Here is an 18,301-nt window from a genome sequence, read left to right as displayed (position 1 = left end):
TGACGCAATCACAAATCATGTGGTACTATACGTTCATTACTTTAATTATCTACTACATTAGCAAACTAAAGTGTTTTCTCGGAGGTTTAAAATATGAATGCAGTTGTGATTGCTGTTATTGTGATGCTTATATTAAGCCTGCTGCGGGTCAATGTTGTCATTGCCCTGATTGCAGGTGCTCTAGCCGGCGGTCTGACCGGCGGGCTCGGCCTTGGTCAGACGGTCAGTGTTTTTACAGAAGGGCTTGGAGGAAATGCGACGGTAGCCGTCAGCTACGCGCTTCTCGGCGCATTTGCAGTCTCCTTGACGAAAACGGGCCTTCCGGATGCCATGGTCGAAGCTGCTGTAAAGCTGATCGGCAAAGAAGGGGACACGCGGCGTAAAACACTTTCGAAAGTGTTGATCGTCCTTGTCATTTTAATCATTTCGTGTATGTCGCAAAATGTCGTACCTGTTCATATCGCATTTATACCAGTTTTAATCCCGCCATTATTGAAAATTTTAAATGAGCTGCAAGTGGATCGCCGGGTGATTGCGTGTGCGATGACATTCGGATTAACGGCTCCTTATATTTTGCTTCCGGTCGGGTTCGGCCAGATTTTTCAGGGGATTTTAAAAGATAATATGAAAGACGCGGGGCTTTCCGTTACCTTGGCAGATATTCCGCTTGCAATGATCATTCCGATCGCGGGAATGGTTGTCGGTCTTGCGGCAGCGGCTTTTGTATATCGAAAACCGCGCACATACGAAATGAAAGAAATCGCCGGACAAAAGCCGGCGGCTTATACGAAAAAAAGCCTTGCTATCGCCGTGGCGGCCATCGCTGTCTCATTAAGTGTGCAGCTTTATTTATCACAGAGCTTAGACGTTGACGGCATGATATTCGGCGCGCTCAGCGGATTGGCGGTATTATTCTTAAGCGGCGCTATGAAAAGAGGCGAAGCTGACGAACTGATCACGAGCGGAATGAACATGATGGCGTTTATCGGCTTTGTCATGCTTGCCGCTGCAGGCTTTGCCAATGTCCTTGAAAAAACGGGCGATGTGCAGTCCCTTGTTGAAGCTTCAACAGGCTTGATCAGCAACAATCAGGTTGTCGGCGCCTTGCTGATGCTGATCGTCGGGCTGCTTATTACAATGGGAATCGGTTCATCATTTGCGACAATTCCGATTATCGCAACCATATTTGTACCGCTGTGCTTGCAGCTCGGTTTCAGCCCGATGGCGACAATCGCCATTATCGGAACGGCAGCTGCTTTGGGAGATGCCGGTTCACCGGCGAGCGACAGCACACTTGGACCAACGTCAGGCTTAAATGCAGATGGACAGCATCACCATATTTGGGATACTTGTGTCCCGACCTTCATTTTTTACAATATTCCGCTGATTTTGTTCGGTTGGATCGCTGCGATTATTCTTTAAAAAAAATTCCCCGTTTGCAGGGGAATTTTTTTTTTTATTTGCTAAAATGAAAACAGAACCTGTTGGGGTTAAAAAGTGGTATGTCTTCTGAATCCGCCCGCTTTCTGAACCGCTCTATAAACCTTTGAAGCCAGTGCGGCCAGCAGGACGGAGAAGGCCAGGTCTTTGATGAAAAACCAGGTCATCATCCCCCATGCGTGAGGATAAGCTATAGGCGTGTCAAGCCAAGTTCGAAAAGCGAGATACATATAGTTGACGCCGATTACATAGATGATCAACGTACCGATAAATGAAGCTGTGAAAAAATGGCCTGTACCCGGTTCGGATTTTCTGTCAGTAATCGAGCCCGCAGCATATGCTGCGGGGATATAGGACAAAATAAAACCGCCGCTTCCCTTTAAAAAAGCGGCAGCACCGCCGGAAAAAGAAGCGAAAACAGGAGCGCCTATCAAGCCGACTAAAGCATAAACGATCATGGACAGCGCACCTAATCTGCGTCCGAGCAGAAGGCCGGCGAGCAAGCAGAAAAACGGCTGCATCGTCAGCGGAATCCCGCCGATTTGCAGAAAAGGGGCAAACGAAGTGATATTCGCGCCGATCCCCATCAGGGCGGCAAACATTCCGACAAGCGCCATATCGCTGGCGCGAAGCTTTTGTTTTTTCATTTTGTTTGTTCCTCCTCATGATTCACAACTTTATCGTAAAAGATGATGAAATAGTTTGTCAACTTGTATTTTATATCAGTTAACAAAAAGGGGTGCTTTCATGTTTTTTGGAAAAGCTAGACAGCATCAGCAGTCTGACAGAGTGCCTCCAAACCAGAATGTCACAACATCGTTTCCAGTCCTCCATACAGGCCATGTTCCCGATTATGAAGATTTATCAAAATGGAATCTGCAAATCTACGGTTTGCTCGAACAGCCGCTCCTATTGACGTTCGATGAATTGTGCGAGATGCCGCAAAGCGAAGTGTCCAATGACATCCATTGTGTGACAGGATGGTCAAAACTCGATAATGTATGGAAAGGCATCAAGACGCAGGAAATAGCCAAAAGGACAAAGCCGCTTGAGGAGGCCCGATTTGTCATTTTGCATGCAGAGGAAGGCTGGATGGCGAATGTGCCGCTGGAGGACTTTTTAATGGATTCCTCTTTGCTGGCCCACTCCCACAACGGTGTTCCGCTCACCCCTGAACACGGCTTTCCGCTCAGGGCCGTCATGCCGCACCTTTACTTTTGGAAAAGCGCCAAATGGCTGAGAGGCATCCAGTTTACAAAGGAAAACCACCCGGGCTTTTGGGAGAAAAACGGCTACCATATGCGGGGGAATCCTTGGAAGGAAGAAAGGTACAGTTTTGATTAATCCGTCATGATCGGAGGGAACGTGATGTTTTTTATACAGCTCATCATATTTTTCATGCTGGCTGCATGCTTTTTGCTTCTGTTTGCAGCATTTAAAAAAAGCGCTTTTGCCGTTTTTTTAACGGTTATGCTGGCTGCGCTTACAGCTGCACTGGTTTTGTCCGGAGACTTTTCAGACCGGGTCTTGTGGCTGCTGCTTTTGTTTGGGGTGATCCCTGTTTTGGGAACGGCCCGGAGGATTCGGAATGGGCGGGGAGCTGAATAGGATTGTTTGAATTTCGCAATAAAAAAGTGGAATCGTCAGTCTATGAAGAGAATAGTTCAAAAAAAGCTGTTTGAATTATGTTTTGGTGAAGGATTTGCAGTTGTGTATTTTCCTATTCTGTGGATTTGGAGCATTGATCTGCTTGAGTGGACAAAGCCTTATTTAATGTCAATTCCTTCTTTATTTGCATTTGCTTTGTTGGAATTTTTATTGCTGCAGGGCAGTCTGTATTGGTACCTCAAATATAAACGGGTAAAGCAAAACAGCTGCTCTGATCTAAGTCCGCAGATCATCCGCCTTTTTCTTTTATTAAAAAGGCTCAACTTGATGTTGGTGGGGGCAGGATTCCTTATTTTCACTATCAAATACAAAATAAATCACTAGATTTAATGCTTTATATTTTTCTCTATGTTTTTGCTGTAATTGAATATATCAACTGCTATCATATTAGGCTTTCTTATCTAAGCATTGAGGAGATAAAACTGCTAATGCGTCAAAGAGGGCCAAGATCTTCACTGCTGGCAAAAGAGTTAAGAAGAAGTCGTGGAATCATCCAGGATTCTTCGTGTTGATAGTAATTAGAAAATAAATGTTGAATATCCATATAAATGAATTAAAAAGCCGGAGACCGATAATGCAAGTCTCTGGCTTTTTTATGTTAAGCTTCCGTCGCAGACGACGAGTTTTCAATTGCCAGTTCCGCCGGAACGTAATCATAATTTAAATCTCTGGCCACCGCTTCATAGGTAATATGTCCGTTTGCCGCATTAACCCCGGCTTTGAGGGCCGCGTTTTCAAGAATCGCTTTAGCTGCACCCTTGTTTGCAATCTCAAGCGCATAAGGAACCGTTACATTCGTCAGTGCGATGGTAGAAGTCCGCGGAACCGCGCCAGGCATGTTGGCGACGGCGTAATGGACAATTCCGTGTTTTTCGTAGGTCGGGTTGTCATGGGTTGTGATGTGGTCGACCGTTTCAACAATTCCGCCTTGGTCAATCGCTACATCAACGATCACGGAGCCTGGTTTCATTTGCTTTACCATTTCCTCCGTCACTAAAGTCGGAGCTTTTGCCCCTGGAATCAGCACCGCGCAGATGAGAAGGTCGGCTTCAGCTACAGCGTCGGCAATGTTGACCGGGTTTGACATCAGTGTTTTGATTTGATGGCCGAATTGATCATCAAGCTGGCGCAGCCGGTCTGCGTTGAGATCAATCATGGTCACGTCCCCTCCAAGGCCGGCTGCAATTTTAGCCGCGTTTGTACCGACAACACCTCCGCCGATGATGGTAACCTTTCCGCGTGCAACGCCGGGAACGCCGGCTAATAAAATGCCTTTTCCTCCTTTTGGCTTTTCAAGAAATTGGGCGCCGATTTGAGCGGCCATTCTTCCGGCCACTTCTGACATCGGCGTCAGCAAAGGAAGAGAGCGGCCGGCGCTCACCGTTTCATATGCGATGGCCATGACGCCTTTTTGTTTTAATGCTTCTGCTAAAGAAGGCTCGGCAGCCAAATGCAGATAGGTGAACAAGATCAGCCCTTCTCTAAAATAAGAATATTCTTCAGGAAGAGGCTCTTTTACTTTCATGACCATATCGGCAGCATCCCAGACGGCCTTCGCCTGTTCGGCAATTTCCGCTCCCGCCGATACGTAATCCTCATTTTCAAAACCGCTTCCTGCACCTGCATTTGCTTCCATGATCACGCGGTGTCCGGCGTTAATCAGCTGTGCCGCAGCACCAGGAGTTAAAGCTACCCTGTTTTCATTGTTCTTTATTTCTTTCGGAACCCCGATAATCATCGCATCGATCCTCCTTTTTCTGTAAAACGGCTGTTCTTTTAGTTTATACTGATTTTTTAGAATTTTCTTTGTTTGGATGAGAAAATAAAAAAACATGCATTTGTGGAATTTCACAAATGCATGTTGCGCAGCTTGATTTCAAGGTAAATCGTAAACTTTTCATTAATGTTTTTCAAATCGATTTCAGCGATTTTGCTAATGCGCTTCAGCCTGTAGTTTAACGTATTGACGTGAATGTTCAGCTTTTTGGCGGCGGTGTTGACATTGCTGTCGCATTCGATAAATTGTTCAAGCGTCTCGACAAGATTTGAGTGATGTTCTTGATCATAAGCTTCAAGCTGCATCAGAGAATAGTTGGGATAGTTTGCTTGCTTTCTTTTTTCGGCAAGCACATCGAGATATTGATAAATGCCAAGTTCTGAAAAGCTGACGAGATGTTTGGTCTCATCCGCAAACCGCTCTTTCACTTTCAAGGCGGAGAGCGCTTCCTGATAGGACTGGTGCACACGGGTGATCAAGGCGTACATTCCGCCGATCGAAATGGTGCTGTCGTTCAGCTTATAGCGTTCTTCCAGCTGCTTTTGTATACTTCCGGCAAACTGTTTCAAATCGTTGAACGGCTGCCCGTTTTGCCCTGTTTTTGGAGAAGCGAGGATGATCAGCTCATTATAATCGATCGTGGTCAGAAGAATTTGCATCTGCTGAGTCGTTTCCAGCAAATAATTGAGCTGTTTTTCGGTTTTTTCCTCGATTTCATTTTTCAGGCGGATGATTAAGACAGAATAAGATGACGGTACACCGATTCCAAGCTGATGAAAGCCTTCAGCGATTTCCTGTTCTTCTGAAATATGGCCGGTGAGCAGCTTCCAGAAAAACTCCTGGCTGCGCTGTTCGTTTTTTCGTTTGCGGACTTGATAGGGCAAAAGCTTATTCTTAACAGAATCTGCGGCAAGCCTTAAGAGGTGCAGCTCTTCTTCCGACAGCTTTTTTTGGCTTTCAAGAGCCCAAATAAATCCGATCACTTCGCTGTTTTTCCAGATGGAGATCGCCACCCGGCTGCTCAGTCCGACTTCATCGATTTGTTCCACCCTGATCGGTTCGCCTGTTTTCATCAAGGCGGGGATTGTCCCGTCTTTCCAGAGCTTGTTGATCACCTTTTCCGGGACGCGCCGGCCGATGATCGTCGATGTCCTCGCCGGATCTGTATAATCGCTGTGCGTGCTGTAAGCGAGGAGGCGATGGTTGACATCCTCTATCGTAATCGGACAGTCCAGCACCTCGCTGATATGATCTGCCACATCTTCTAATCGGTCATATTGATATTTAAAAGGATTCATTCGATTATTCATAAAAAACCCCTACTTTTATGTTTGCATGAAAAAATTTTGACATATACCCATCTTACTTTTATTATGAATATAGTTGTTTGTTAAAATCAACAAAAAAGTTGATTATGATTTATTATTTTTCATAAATGTTCTACGGTGTTACAACAAATTTAATTATTTTGAGATAAGAGGAGTAGGGAAGATTGTTTATATTAGAGAAAATAAACGGCATTTTATGGGGAGTCCCGGGCATCGTTCTGCTTGTAGGGACCGGTATATTTTTGACGGTGATCCTGCGGGGGCTTCAATTTAAACGATTGATATATGCATTCAAGCTTGCTTTCGGGAAAGAAAAAGAATCAGCCGGGGCGGACGGCGATGTCAGCAACTTTAAAGCGCTGATGACGACGCTGGCCGGAACGATCGGAAACGGAAATATCGCCGGCGTGGCCACGGCGATTACGGTCGGTGGCCCGGGAGCTTTGTTTTGGATGTGGCTTGTCGGTCTTTTAGGGATGGCTACCAAATACAGTGAAGCTTTGCTGGCTATCAAATACCGGGTCAAAAATGAACGCGGCGAGTATTCGGGAGGACCGATGTACTACGTTGAGAAAGGCCTGGGGAAGAAGTGGAAGCCGCTCGCAGTCTTATTTGCGGTTTCAGGTGTGCTCGCTTCTTTTGGCATCGGTGACTCCGTTCAGTCCAATACGATTGCTGAAGTGGTTACACACACCTTCGGGATTCACGACTGGGTGATCGGCCTTGTGCTGGCGGTATTAACGGCGGCGATCATTTTCGGAGGCTTTCAGCGCGTCAGTACGGTTGCGAGCATCTTTGTGCCGATCATGGCGATTCTTTATATCAGCGGTTCTTTGATCATCATTTTTCTTCATTATGATCAAATTATTCCAGCGTTTCAGCTGATTTTTCATCATGCCTTCAACCCGGTATCAGCAGCAGGAGGTTTTACAGGAGTGATCGTTTCTGAGGCGATCAGAAACGGTATGTCAAAAGGGATCTTTTCAAACGAAGCCGGTTTGGGAACGGCGGCTTTAATCGCCGGAAATGCCAAAACGGATCATCCCGTCAAGGCGGCATTGGTCGCTATGACAGGGACGTTCATCGTGACTTTGATCGTTTGTACGATGACAGGGCTTGTCCTGATCATTACGGGCTTCTGGGATCCTTCAGGCGGCTTGCTTTCAGGTGTTGCCCATGACACATCCCTTGATGCAGGGGCGCTGACAAATGCCGCATTTGCTTCTTCACTAGGAATAACGGGTAAGTATATTGTGACGTTTTCAGTGATCTTTTTCGGCTTTTCAACAATTGTCGGCTGGTATGTTTATGGAGAAAAATGTCTTGAATACTTGGTTGGCTTAAAATGGGTGCCGGTTTACCGGATTGTTTATGTATTCGCCGCTTATTACGGTGCAGTCGCAAGCCTGAGTACGGTATGGGCTTTTGCCGACATGGCGAACGCTTTAATGATGATTCCGAACTTAGTGGCCCTTGTTTTATTATGGAAGGTGATCCGTGCGGAAACCGACGATTACTTTTTACATCACTACAATCGGCAAAAACCTGCTACATTAAAAGCCGGCTGATGAAAAAAAGCCTGTCTCCTTTGCTTGGAGGCAGGCTTTTTTTGGCTGCAGCTTCCTGAGTTCCTTCATTATAGTGCGATCCATCCTTTTCCCTATGGATTGTCAGGCAGGCCGTTTATTTGCTGGGTATTCCACCCGTAGTCATATATAACCATTCCTTTTGATTCAGTCCGAAAAATCAATATAAATTGAGAATTTATTACTAGATTTCTAGAATTTTAGCTGGATGGAAATAGAGGAATGATAAACCTTTAGACTCATTTTGTAAAATAACAACAGATTTGTTTGACTGTGCCTCAATCTTGTTTTTATAATTAAAACGTTCAAAAAAAATAAGTTATTTAGCCCATATCTAGGGCGAATAGCGCAGGAGGTATAAGGAATATGTCAGGAATCATTCGTGTTACGCCGGCAGAACTGCGGCAAATGGCTGACAGATATCAAAAAGAAAGCGGAGATGTAACTGAACAGGTTAACCAGCGTCTTGATCAAATGATCAATCAGCTTCAAGATATGTGGGAAGGTGAATCAAGCCGTGCATTCGCAGAGCAATATCAAGAGCTAAGACCTTCTTTTATTAAAATGGCTGAACTTCTAAGCGACGTTTCTAAACAGCTTCATCAGACTGCTAACACTCTTGAAAGCACTGACCAAGACATCGCTAGCCAAATCCGCGGCTAATTTACAGATTAGAAGAAAGAGAGAAGCGCCTAATCCAAAAGAAGATGACGGCGCTTTTTCTATTGAGAGGTGATGAACTGGTGTATGTTGACATTACCATCGATTTAAAACATTATGACGGCAGCGCTTTTGATCTGAGACTGTCAGATTACCATTCCGTTAAAAAGGTAATCGACATCGCCTGGCAGGCCAAAAGCATCCATGTCCCGCCCAGAGAGGGATACTGGATTAGGGTCGCAAACAAAGATGCCGTTTTTTCAGGCGAATACACGTTAGCACAATGCGGTATTACGACGGGAGACCGACTGGAAATATTATGAAAGGATCTGGATGAATGGCAGAGAAAAAGAAAACGTATCTGGAAAATCAATTAGAGGCCGTCATGACGAAAGAAGAAGATACCTATATATTTCGCTTTCAGAGAGAAAAAATCAATCTTGTGAACGGCTTGGAAGCAAACGTCATTAAAGAAGTCGATCCTTCCTTTACAAAAGAAACCGTCATGACCGATGATGAAGTCCAAATTTCAATTCAGCCTCCTGCTGAATATAAAGCATTTCGTTATTTGAAGTCTAAAAATAAAAAAAGCAAATGGCTTTTCGCCTACCAGCTCGTCAAGGCTGTTGAAGAGCATGCTGTCAACAGGCTGCACCTGATCGTAGCGCCTGAAAACATTGTCTTTGACAAAGGGTTAACCCCTGAATTTTTACATTATGGAGTGAAAGAAAGCATTCCGCCATATGAAAACGATGAAGAAAGACTCTTTAAAGAAGTAAAAGCAGCAGCGGCGCTCGCTGTTGACGGAGAATTTACCTTTGAAGAGTATTTAAAATACAGTGAAACAATAAAGTTCTCAGATGAAGCGAAAGACATCGTCTCAAGCAAGTCGTACGGCGATTTAAAAGCCGTCATTCAAAAAAGACTTGATGAACTGGATGCTGAAGAAAAAACGCTTGTCCATCTTCCGAAGAAGAAGTGGAAGATTCAAAGATACATAGGATTAGGTCTTATTTTATGCTTAATACCGGCTGTTCTATTTTCTTTTTATTCACTATTTTTTGCACAGCCCAAACAGGAAGCCTTTGTCGAAAGCAACCGCTACTTTTTAAATAAACAGTACAGCAAAGTCATCAGTACGCTCGATAAATATGATGCCGGCGACATGCCCGAGTCTGTTCAATATCAGCTCGCATATTCATATGTTGCCGTTGACAACGTGCTGAAGGAAGCGGACGGACAGGAAACAGCGTTGAACACGCTCACTCTCCAAGCCGATCCGAAGTACTTTAAATATTTTATTCATATCGGACGGGGCGAAAACAAGGAAGCCTTAGACACGGCCCGACTGCTGGAGGACAATACGTGGATTGGCTACGCCATCGTTAAATATATGGAAGAAATCAAAGGCAATGACCAATTATCAAGTGAAGATCGAGAGAAACAGCTTGAACCGCTGAATAAAGAATATGAAGAAATCAAAAGAATGACAGAACAACAGGAAAGTGATCAGCAGGAAAATGCTGAAGAAACCCAGCAGGCAAGCACAGACGAGCAGGATGCCGAAAAGGCTAAACAGGAAGAAAAAGCAAAACAAGAACAGGCGGCAAAGGAAAATAAAGAAAAGGAAGACAAAAAGAAAAAAGATGATAAATAAAAGCGAAAAAACCTGTTGTTGGCAGGAGGCGGAAAAATGAGTCTTTTATGGATTTTTTATCAAGAAAACTATCAAAAAGTAAAACTGGATGATCACATCAGCCGCACCCTGACAATCGGACCTGATCTGAAGGATTCCGTCACCATCAGCCATTTTCCGTTTGAAAAGGGTCCGGTGGCTTTAGAAAAACAAAAGGAGTCCGTTCTTTACAGCGTATATCGGGAGGGGGAACCTGCTTCTTCTCTGGCGCTCGGCGAAAACACGACCGTAAAAGACGGCGCAGAAGAACTGACGCTCTTTTTAACGGAGGAATCCGAAAGCTCTCCTATCTACTATTTAGGGGATAGAAAAGAGATCGCTGTTTCTTCCCTTGATCAGGAAGCAGATATTTATTTCCCTGAAATGGATTCATTTTTTGTAGACGGCGGCACCTTCTCCTTCATCCGTCTTGAAGGCAAATGGAATGTGATTCCGAGCGGCGCGCTCGTTTATATGAACGGAGAAAAAATATCCGCTCCCGCCGCTGTACAAAACGGGGATGAAATTTTATTCGGTTTGAATACTTTCCGAATCATTGAAGGCGACCTTTTAGAAGTAAATGGACAGGGAACGTTTGACACCAATTTGGAAAAAATGCTCAAACCTTCCTCTGAAACAAAAAATAAATATCCGCAATATCGCAGGCCGCCTAGGATGATCTATGACTTGCCGGATGAGAAAGTATCCTTCAGCTTTCCTGCGCAGGAAAGCGACGGCGACAACAGAGGCTTATGGCTGATGATTCTGCCTCCGCTTGTCATGCTGCTTGTCATGGGAATCGTGGCGATCATTCAGCCGCGGGGGATCTTTATCATCGTTTCTTTGGCGATGTTTGTGATGACGCTGATTACATCGACTGTGCAGTACTTCCGTGACAAAAATCAGCGTAAAAAACGGGAGGAAAAAAGAGAGCGTGTCTATACGCTGTACCTCGAAAATAAAAAGAAGGAACTTCATGAACTTGCAGAAAGGCAGAAATTCGTCCTGGAGTTCCACTTTCCGACATTTGAAAGAATGAAGTATTTGACGAAAGAAATCAGCGGCCGAATTTGGGAAAAATCAATTGAAAGCGCCGATTTCTTGCAGATTCGTCTCGGTACGGGAACGGTCGCTTCCTCCTATCAAATCAACCTGAACGGCGGAGATCTGGCAAACCGTGATACAGACCATCTGCTTGAACAGACACAAAAGATGGAAGAAGTCTACAGGGAGCTGAGAAGCGCGCCCGTTACCGTCAATCTTGCCGAAGGGCCGATGGGGGTCGTCGGGAAAGAATCCGTCGTCAAAAATGAGATACATCAGCTTGTCGGACAGCTTGCATTTTTCCACAGTTATCATGATTTACGCTTTGTCTTTATTTTTGACGAGGCCGAGTACAAAGACTGGGAATGGATGAAGTGGCTGCCGCACTTTCAGCTGCCGCATACATATGCGAAAGGGTTTATTTACAATGAACAGACGAGAGACCAGCTTCTTTCAAGCATATATGAGATTTTAAGAGAACGGGATTTAGATGAAAACAGAGACAAAACCCGGTTCAGACCGCATTTTGTCTTTATTATCACCAATCAGCAGCTGATCGCTGAACACGTCATTCTTGAATATTTGGAAGGCAAGCAGAAAAACCTCGGAGTGTCGACGATCGTTGCGGCAGAGACGAAAGAAAGCCTGTCCGAAAACATTCATACCCTTGTTCGTTATATTACTGAACAGGAAGGCGACATTCTGATCAAGCAAAAGAAAGCCGTCCAGATCCCGTTTCAATTGGACCACCATAACAGGGAAGATAATGAATTCTTTTCCCGTACATTAAGAACGCTTGACCACCAGATGGGCATGACGAACTCAATCCCTGACACGGTCTCGTTCCTTGAACTGTTCCATGCGAAAGAAGTCGAGGACATTGGAATCGCACAAAAGTGGCTGACAAGTGAATCGGCTAAATCGCTGGCAGTGCCGATCGGATACAAAGGAAAAGATGACATCGTTTATTTGAATTTGCATGAAAAAGCGCACGGTCCCCACGGATTGCTTGCAGGGACGACCGGATCGGGAAAAAGTGAATTTTTACAGACTTATATTTTGTCTTTGGCCGTTCACTTCCATCCGCACGAAGTCGCTTTTCTGCTGATTGACTATAAGGGGGGCGGAATGGCTCAGCCGTTCCGGAATATTCCTCATTTGCTCGGAACGATTACAAACATTGAAGGCAGCAAAAACTTCAGTACGCGCGCATTGGCGTCCATCAAAAGCGAGCTGAAGAAAAGGCAGCGCCTTTTTGATCAGTACAATGTCAATCACATCAACGACTATACAAAGCTTTACAAACAGAAAAAAGCGAAAACGGCGATGCCGCATCTGTTCTTAATTTCTGATGAGTTTGCCGAACTGAAAAGCGAAGAACCGGAATTTATCCGCGAGCTTGTCAGTGCGGCAAGGATCGGCCGGAGCCTCGGGGTGCATTTGATCTTGGCGACGCAAAAGCCCGGCGGCATCATCGATGACCAGATTTGGAGCAACTCCAGATTTAAAGTGGCCTTGAAGGTGCAGGACGCCAATGACAGTAAAGAAATCCTCAAAAACGGGGATGCGGCCACCATCACAGTAACAGGCCGCGGCTATTTACAGGTCGGCAACAACGAGGTGTACGAACTGTTCCAGTCTGCTTGGAGCGGGGCTCCTTATGCCGAGGACGCCTACGGAACAGAGGATGAAGTAGCGATTGTAACAGATACCGGATTAATTCCTTTATCAGATGTTGATGCAGACCATGCCGCGAAAAAAGAGGTTCAGACGGAAATTGCGGCTGTCGTGGAGCAAATTGAGCAGATTCAAACGAATTTGGAAATCGAAAAGCTCCCAAGCCCTTGGCTGCCTCCGCTTGATGAGCGCATCCCCAAAGCGCTTTATCCGTCAGAGGAAGCCGATACATTTCATTTCGCCTTTATTGATGAGCCTGAAAAGCAAAGTCAGGAACCAATCAGCTACCGCATGATGGATGACGGAAATATCGGCATTGTCGGATCATCCGGCTATGGAAAGTCGCTGACCGCCACTACCTTCCTGATGAGCTTTGCGTCCAAATACACACCTGAGGAACTGCATTGCTACATCTTTGATTTTGGCAACGGAACGCTGCTTCCGCTTTCGAGACTCCCGCATACAGCAGATTACTTCTTGATGGATCAGACGAGAAAAATCGAGAAGTTTATGGTGCGCATCAAAGAAGAAATCGAGCACCGGAAAAATTTGTTCCGTGCGAAGGAAATCAGTCATATTAAGATGTACAACGCGCTAAACGAAGAAAAGCTTCCGTTCATTTTCATCACGGTTGACAACTTTGACATTATCAAAGATGAAATGCATGAGCTTGAGGCTGAATTTATTCAGTTTGCACGTGACGGCCAGTCTCTGGGGATTTATTTGATCCTGACGGCGACAAGGGTCAACGCGATCAGGCAGTCGCTCTTGAACAATCTGAAAACAAGGGTCGTTCATTATTTAATGGATCAGTCTGAAGCCTATTCGATTATCGGAAGGCCGGAATTCAGCCTTGAGCCGATTCCGGGGCGCGTCATTATCAATAAAGAAAATCAGTACTTTGCACAAATGTTTATGCCTGTTGAAGCAAGCAGCGATATCGAGATGTTTGAAAAGATCAAAGCCGAAATCCAGGACATCGCAAACCGCTTCCAAGGTATGAGAAAACCGGCGCCGGTGCCGATGCTGCCGATCGAGCTTTCAGTGATGCAATTGAAGAGGGATTATCCGCTGCAGCCTGAAAGAGGCCTTATTCCGATGGGGCTTGATGAAGAGTCTGTCGAACCTGTTTACTTCAACCTTGAGAAAAACAAGCACTGTCTCATCATGGGTCAGACTCAGCGCGGCAAAACAAATGTCATCAAGATCATGCTCGAGCATCTGCTTGATCATGATACAAAAAAAATCGCTTTGTTTGATTCGATCGATCGCGGCCTGTCTCAATACGCGACAGAGGATCAGATCAGCTACCTTGAAACAAAGGATGACATTCTCCTTTGGCTGTCTGAAACCGAAGAAATATGCCGGACGAGGGAAGCCATGTATTTAGAGGCCGTCAAACAAGGTGAAATCGGCAACCTTGACTTTTCGCCAATGGTCTTTATCGTCGACGGAATTTCACGATTCCAGCAGGCGATTGACCCATCGATCCAAGATAAAATGGCGATGTTTATGAAGTCTTATGCTCATTTAGGTTTCCATTTTATACCTGCCGGAAATCACAGTGAGTTTACAAAGGGATATGATTCATTAACAAGCGAGGTCAAACAAGTCAGACATGCCATGCTGCTGATGAAAAAGTCCGAGCAGAACCTGATCCAGCTCCCATATGAACGGCAGGAGCCGGAAATTCAGCCGGGCTTTGGCTATATCGTTGAAAACGGTAAGGAAAGGAAAATTCAAATTCCTTTATGTTCTGTAGAAAGGAAGAAAACGAAATGACGGCACAACAAAAAAGCTCGCTGAAAATAATCAGCGCCATGGTCATCATCATTTTGCTGCCGGTCTTGTTTTTTCATTTCATCGGCGAGAACCCGACGAAAAAGGTATCGAATGCCACCAGGGAAATCGCCGTTGTAAATGAGGATATGGGGTTTGAGAAAAATGGCGAAGATGAGACCGGCGATGAAAAAGTCTTTTTCGGCCGCGATGTCGCGGCAATCTTGGCTGACCGTCCTGACTATGAATGGACGGTCGTAGGCCGCAGTGCAGCTGAAAGCGGACTTGCCGAAAGGAAGTACGATGCGATTGTGTACATTCCTTCGGATTTCTCAAAAAATATTTTAAGCTACAATGAAGACCGCCCGCAAAAAGCGGTCTTGGAATTCAGCATTCAGGACCGGCTTGACGCCGTCAACAAAGAAAAAGTCCAGCGCGAACTGCAACAAGCGCAAAAAACGATGAGCAAACAAATGTCTTCCCTGTATTGGGATTTCGTCAAACAGGAAGTCAAAAATGTCAGAACAGAATTTGACAACATCGTAGACAAAGAATCAGAGTTCCAAAACGCCATGTACAATTTCTATAAACCGAGCTCCAACAACCTAGCGGGTGAGGTCAATAGACAAAAAGAGATGATCGATACGCTCAAAGAGTCGATCAATGAAACGCAGAGCACGTCAAAAGACCGAAACGCGAGCGTTGAAGAAACAAAAAAACAGTTGGACGGCTTTGTTGAAAACGTCGATCAATATAAAAAATACCAGCAGGAACAGTCCGAACTGCTTCAGGCGGCACAAGCCGACAATGAAAAGCAAATCCAGGCAGGCCTGCAATCGATCGATGAAAAGCAGGACAGCGCCGCCAGCCGCTTCAGCGAAAGAATGAGCGGCATGACCACAGCGTTTGGCACCCTGCAGACCCAGTTCGGCTTGGCTGCGAGTTCGAATAAGGATTTGAGAACCTTCCGTGAAAATCAGGTCCCTGATCAAAAGTTTGCGATTGGTAATATTCAAAATCAGCTGATTGATGAGTATCAAGCGAAAACAAGAGTTTATAACTTAGATCAGATTCAGCCTGTAATGATTGATGCGCGTTCTAGGTTAACCCAACCGGAAGATTCTCCAGGCAGCACCGATCCTGATGAAGATGAGGATAACAGTGATGATGAAGACAAAAATGGTGATGAGGAACAGCCGAAGGATCTAGAGATCGATCTTAAAGAACAGCAGGATGAATTAAAAAGCGTCGCGGCTGAACTGAAAGAATTATCGGATGGTCTTAAAGAATCTCCGGATAACGGAAACGCCAACCCGGGAGATGATGATCCTGCATCTGGCGAACCAGATCAAAATCAGGATCAAGACTCAAATCAAGACCAAGAGCCAAACCAAGAGCCAAACCAAGAGCCAAACCAAGAACCGAATCAAGAACCGAATCAAGACCAAAACCAAGGTTCAGAGCAAACTGAAGATCAGAATCAGCCAACTGCCGAAACAACGGAAAATGGGCAGGAGGAGGACAGCCAAACTTCGGATGATCAAACAAATGATCCGGGAACAGGTGACGATGGACAAACACAAGAACCTGGTGGCGAAACACCGACCGAGCAGCCGGATGATGTGGCTAAATTAAAAGAACAGTTAAACAATGCTGCCGCCCGGGTTGAAAAGGTCGAAGAAGATCTTCGCACAAAACAGGAAACGCACAACGAAGAGCTTAAAAAACAGCTTGAGAACCTTGATGATGAAATAAAAAACTTGAATAACAACATAGACGATTTAAATAAAAACATAGATGGTCTGAACGATGATATTACAGATCTTAAAAATCAACAAACGGAAGATTTCGATACAATCCATACTCGCATTAAAAATATGGAGAAAAACATATTGAACTTTCTTCCGCAAGGTGAACGAAAAGATAAATTGAGCAAGGCTTTTGAATCTACTGTTAACACGAGAAATGTAAATGATCTGCTTAATTACCATAACTACCTATCAGTTTATGAAGCAACGCTTTTCGGCTCATTAAATCCAGGATATTCAGTCAAAGAGAGCGCCATCGCCAGTCAAAAAGACCAGGTTGATACAGTCCTCAGAATCAGCGAAGACGAAAACACGAAATGGGAAAACTTAAAAAACAACATGCTGGCGACAAGTGAAGATATCGAAGCATACACGTCTGGCATGGCTGATTTTGTTGACAGCTATGGCGCATTCATAGATGAAAAGCAAACTGAAATTCTTGATGAGCTGGGCACAATTTCCGAAAGGGCGAATGCGGTCACTGATCAGCTCAGCAATCCTGTAGGCGCCGGAACGCCGGTGTTAGAGGGAGATGCCACAGATGGAAGCATGGTCATCAGCATGCAGGATACGCTTGGAAGTGACATTCTGAACCTTTCCGATATGCTCGGTTCATTGTCAGACCATCAGTCCGGCGTCATCGAGTATACGAACAACATTCAGGAAAGTGTAAATGACGTTCAGAAAAAAGCTGATACATTGAATTCAAACTGGGGCAAAAACGTCAATTCTACAAAGCTCGTCCGCGGAGATGTGTACGGTATTCTTGGAAATGCTTTTGGAGGAAACGACAGATATGTGTACGATTATCTGGCCAATCCGGTGAAAATCAGCGGGGATGTACCTGAGTCCAAAGCACAAAACGTACCACCGGTCGTCATTCTCGTGATTGTCATGATTTCAAGCTTATTAATCGGATATTTCAGCCATTATTATCAAAATGCTCCGCTGCTTGTCAGAGGCGCACTGTTTGGAATACTGAATATCATTGTCGGTCTCATGATCAGTCTGTTCGGCTTGAACATCTACTCTCTTGCAGATGACCAGGCAGTGATGTGGTCAGCCTTTACGATTATGCTGCTTGTCGCAAGTTCAGCGATCATCAGAACGGCATTTATGCTTGGATCGATCGCCGGAGGCGCTGTAACAGCTGCCATGATTTTGTTCTATGTGGCGCCGCTGCTCGACTTGGCCATGCCGAATTTCAGTTTTGAAAATCCGGTATCTGCCGTGTATGTGTCGATTCAGTATGGAACTGGAAGCCAGTTTGCACTCGGAATCGGAGCATTAATATTAATCACGATCATCGCAGCTGCTGTTCCTTTTATTGTGGATTTTGCAAAATCAAGAACAGAAGAAAGCGAGAATGACCATGATGCGTAATGCGAAATGGGGAAAGAAGGGGATCATGGCAGTCATGCTCTCCTTCTTTCTTTTCACTCCGCTTGTGAAAGCGGAGGAGACGGATGAGGTGGATGTGAAGCCAAACGAATATCAAAAACAGGATGTAAAAGTCAACGCGGACTACTTTCAGGATGGCGCCGAAAACAAAGAAGACATTTCAATCCCTGAGGAATTAAAAAACTTTTCATTTAAAGAAAAGAAAAAAACGGATCCGAAAGAGGAACTGAAAGAAATATTGGCGCTTAAGTCGGATGAAAGAAATACGGTGGCGACAAAGCTGAAAGAGCTCAACCTGTCATTTGCAGTTGAACCTTCACAACATGGACAGGAAGAAGACGACAATCCCGGCAAGCAGTCGATCTTCCTGCCGATCTTGTATGGCGTGCTGATTCTTCTCGGCATCGCGGGCCTGTTCTTTTTGATTCCGAGAGTCAGCGGCCAGCAGAAAAAATAGG

Annotated in this window: 14 protein-coding genes; 11 read left to right on the top strand and 3 right to left on the bottom strand. The window is 45.1% G+C overall.

The window, feature by feature from the left end:
* Nucleotides 1-93 precede the first annotated feature (93 nt).
* Nucleotides 94-1,422, top strand: a complete 1,329-nt coding sequence (locus BTA30_RS14645) for a Na+/H+ antiporter family protein (RefSeq protein ID WP_076762053.1) — start codon at nt 94-96, stop codon at nt 1,420-1,422.
* A gap of 68 nt (nt 1,423-1,490) precedes the next feature.
* Here the strand turns inward: BTA30_RS14645 and BTA30_RS14640 are convergent, their stop codons facing one another.
* Nucleotides 1,491-2,087 (bottom strand): biotin transporter BioY, encoded by a 597-nt coding sequence (locus BTA30_RS14640; protein ID WP_076762052.1) that lies wholly within the window; start codon nt 2,085-2,087, stop codon nt 1,491-1,493.
* Nucleotides 2,088-2,187: 100 nt separating this feature from the next.
* Between BTA30_RS14640 and BTA30_RS14635 the strand changes: the two genes are divergently transcribed.
* The 3 genes from BTA30_RS14635 to BTA30_RS23910 are packed head-to-tail and all read left to right on the top strand — an operon-like array spanning nt 2,188 to nt 3,432.
* Nucleotides 2,188-2,784 (top strand): sulfite oxidase-like oxidoreductase, encoded by a 597-nt coding sequence (locus BTA30_RS14635; RefSeq protein ID WP_076762051.1) that lies wholly within the window; start codon nt 2,188-2,190, stop codon nt 2,782-2,784.
* A 24-nt stretch (nt 2,785-2,808) separates the two neighbouring features.
* Nucleotides 2,809-3,048: a hypothetical protein gene (locus tag BTA30_RS14630; RefSeq protein WP_076762050.1), complete on the top strand. Its 240-nt coding sequence runs from the start codon at nt 2,809-2,811 to the stop codon at nt 3,046-3,048.
* A gap of 6 nt (nt 3,049-3,054) precedes the next feature.
* A complete protein-coding gene (locus tag BTA30_RS23910) occupies nt 3,055-3,432 on the top strand; it encodes a hypothetical protein (RefSeq protein ID WP_239693671.1) in 378 nt (125 codons plus the stop codon).
* A 274-nt stretch (nt 3,433-3,706) separates the two neighbouring features.
* Here BTA30_RS23910 and ald read toward each other — a convergent pair whose 3' ends face one another.
* Nucleotides 3,707-4,846: an alanine dehydrogenase gene (gene ald, locus BTA30_RS14620; RefSeq protein ID WP_076762049.1), complete on the bottom strand. Its 1,140-nt coding sequence runs from the start codon at nt 4,844-4,846 to the stop codon at nt 3,707-3,709.
* 110 nt (nt 4,847-4,956) lie between these two features.
* The gene (adeR, locus tag BTA30_RS14615; protein ID WP_076762048.1) at nt 4,957-6,195 is read right to left on the bottom strand and encodes a sporulation transcriptional activator AdeR; all 1,239 of its coding nucleotides are present in this window, start codon (nt 6,193-6,195) and stop codon (nt 4,957-4,959) included.
* A gap of 182 nt (nt 6,196-6,377) precedes the next feature.
* On the opposite strand from adeR, the gene BTA30_RS14610 reads away from it, so the two are divergent.
* The 7 genes from BTA30_RS14610 (at nt 6,378) to essA (ending at nt 18,300) form a co-directional block, all read left to right on the top strand.
* Nucleotides 6,378-7,781, top strand: coding sequence for an alanine/glycine:cation symporter family protein (locus BTA30_RS14610; RefSeq protein ID WP_076762047.1), 1,404 nt, complete (start codon nt 6,378-6,380; stop codon nt 7,779-7,781).
* A gap of 384 nt (nt 7,782-8,165) precedes the next feature.
* The gene (locus BTA30_RS14605) at nt 8,166-8,462 is read left to right on the top strand and encodes a WXG100 family type VII secretion target (protein WP_076762046.1); all 297 of its coding nucleotides are present in this window, start codon (nt 8,166-8,168) and stop codon (nt 8,460-8,462) included.
* An 80-nt stretch (nt 8,463-8,542) separates the two neighbouring features.
* A complete protein-coding gene (yukD, locus tag BTA30_RS14600; RefSeq protein WP_076762082.1) occupies nt 8,543-8,782 on the top strand; it encodes an ESX secretion system protein YukD in 240 nt (79 codons plus the stop codon).
* 14 nt (nt 8,783-8,796) lie between these two features.
* Nucleotides 8,797-10,116 carry a type VII secretion protein EssB gene (essB, locus tag BTA30_RS14595; RefSeq protein WP_076762045.1) on the top strand — a complete coding sequence of 440 codons (1,320 nt, stop codon included), beginning with the start codon at nt 8,797-8,799 and terminating at the stop codon, nt 10,114-10,116.
* Between the two features lie 36 nt (nt 10,117-10,152).
* Nucleotides 10,153-14,637 (top strand): type VII secretion protein EssC, encoded by a 4,485-nt coding sequence (gene essC / locus BTA30_RS14590; protein ID WP_076762044.1) that lies wholly within the window; start codon nt 10,153-10,155, stop codon nt 14,635-14,637.
* A complete protein-coding gene (gene esaA, locus BTA30_RS14585) occupies nt 14,634-17,825 on the top strand; it encodes a type VII secretion protein EsaA (RefSeq protein WP_076762043.1) in 3,192 nt (1,063 codons plus the stop codon). The genes essC and esaA overlap by 4 nt, the downstream gene beginning before the upstream one ends.
* Entirely contained in the window at nt 17,809-18,300 is a 492-nt protein-coding gene (essA, locus tag BTA30_RS14580; RefSeq protein ID WP_239693668.1) for a type VII secretion protein EssA, read from the top strand. The genes esaA and essA overlap by 17 nt, the downstream gene beginning before the upstream one ends.
* Nucleotide 18,301: the final 1 nt, after the last annotated feature.

This window comes from Bacillus swezeyi (genome assembly GCF_001969815.1).
Taxonomy (GTDB): Bacteria; Bacillota; Bacilli; order Bacillales; family Bacillaceae; genus Bacillus; species Bacillus swezeyi.
This window is presented reverse-complemented; position numbering and strand designations above follow the sequence as displayed.

What these genes read in the sequence shown, in the direction of transcription:
- BTA30_RS14645 (WP_076762053.1), top strand. Translation starts at nt 94, where the DNA reads ATGAATGCAGTTGTGATTGCTGTTATTGTGATGCTTATATTAAGCCTG.
- BTA30_RS14640 (WP_076762052.1), bottom strand. Translation starts at nt 2,087, where the DNA reads ATGAAAAAACAAAAGCTTCGCGCCAGCGATATGGCGCTTGTCGGAATG.
- BTA30_RS14635 (WP_076762051.1), top strand. Translation starts at nt 2,188, where the DNA reads ATGTTTTTTGGAAAAGCTAGACAGCATCAGCAGTCTGACAGAGTGCCT.
- BTA30_RS14630 (WP_076762050.1), top strand. Translation starts at nt 2,809, where the DNA reads ATGTTTTTTATACAGCTCATCATATTTTTCATGCTGGCTGCATGCTTT.
- ald (WP_076762049.1), bottom strand. Translation starts at nt 4,846, where the DNA reads ATGATTATCGGGGTTCCGAAAGAAATAAAGAACAATGAAAACAGGGTA.
- adeR (WP_076762048.1), bottom strand. Translation starts at nt 6,195, where the DNA reads ATGAATAATCGAATGAATCCTTTTAAATATCAATATGACCGATTAGAA.
- BTA30_RS14605 (WP_076762046.1), top strand. Translation starts at nt 8,166, where the DNA reads ATGTCAGGAATCATTCGTGTTACGCCGGCAGAACTGCGGCAAATGGCT.
- essB (WP_076762045.1), top strand. Translation starts at nt 8,797, where the DNA reads ATGGCAGAGAAAAAGAAAACGTATCTGGAAAATCAATTAGAGGCCGTC.
- essC (WP_076762044.1), top strand. Translation starts at nt 10,153, where the DNA reads ATGAGTCTTTTATGGATTTTTTATCAAGAAAACTATCAAAAAGTAAAA.
- esaA (WP_076762043.1), top strand. Translation starts at nt 14,634, where the DNA reads ATGACGGCACAACAAAAAAGCTCGCTGAAAATAATCAGCGCCATGGTC.
- essA (WP_239693668.1), top strand. Translation starts at nt 17,809, where the DNA reads ATGACCATGATGCGTAATGCGAAATGGGGAAAGAAGGGGATCATGGCA.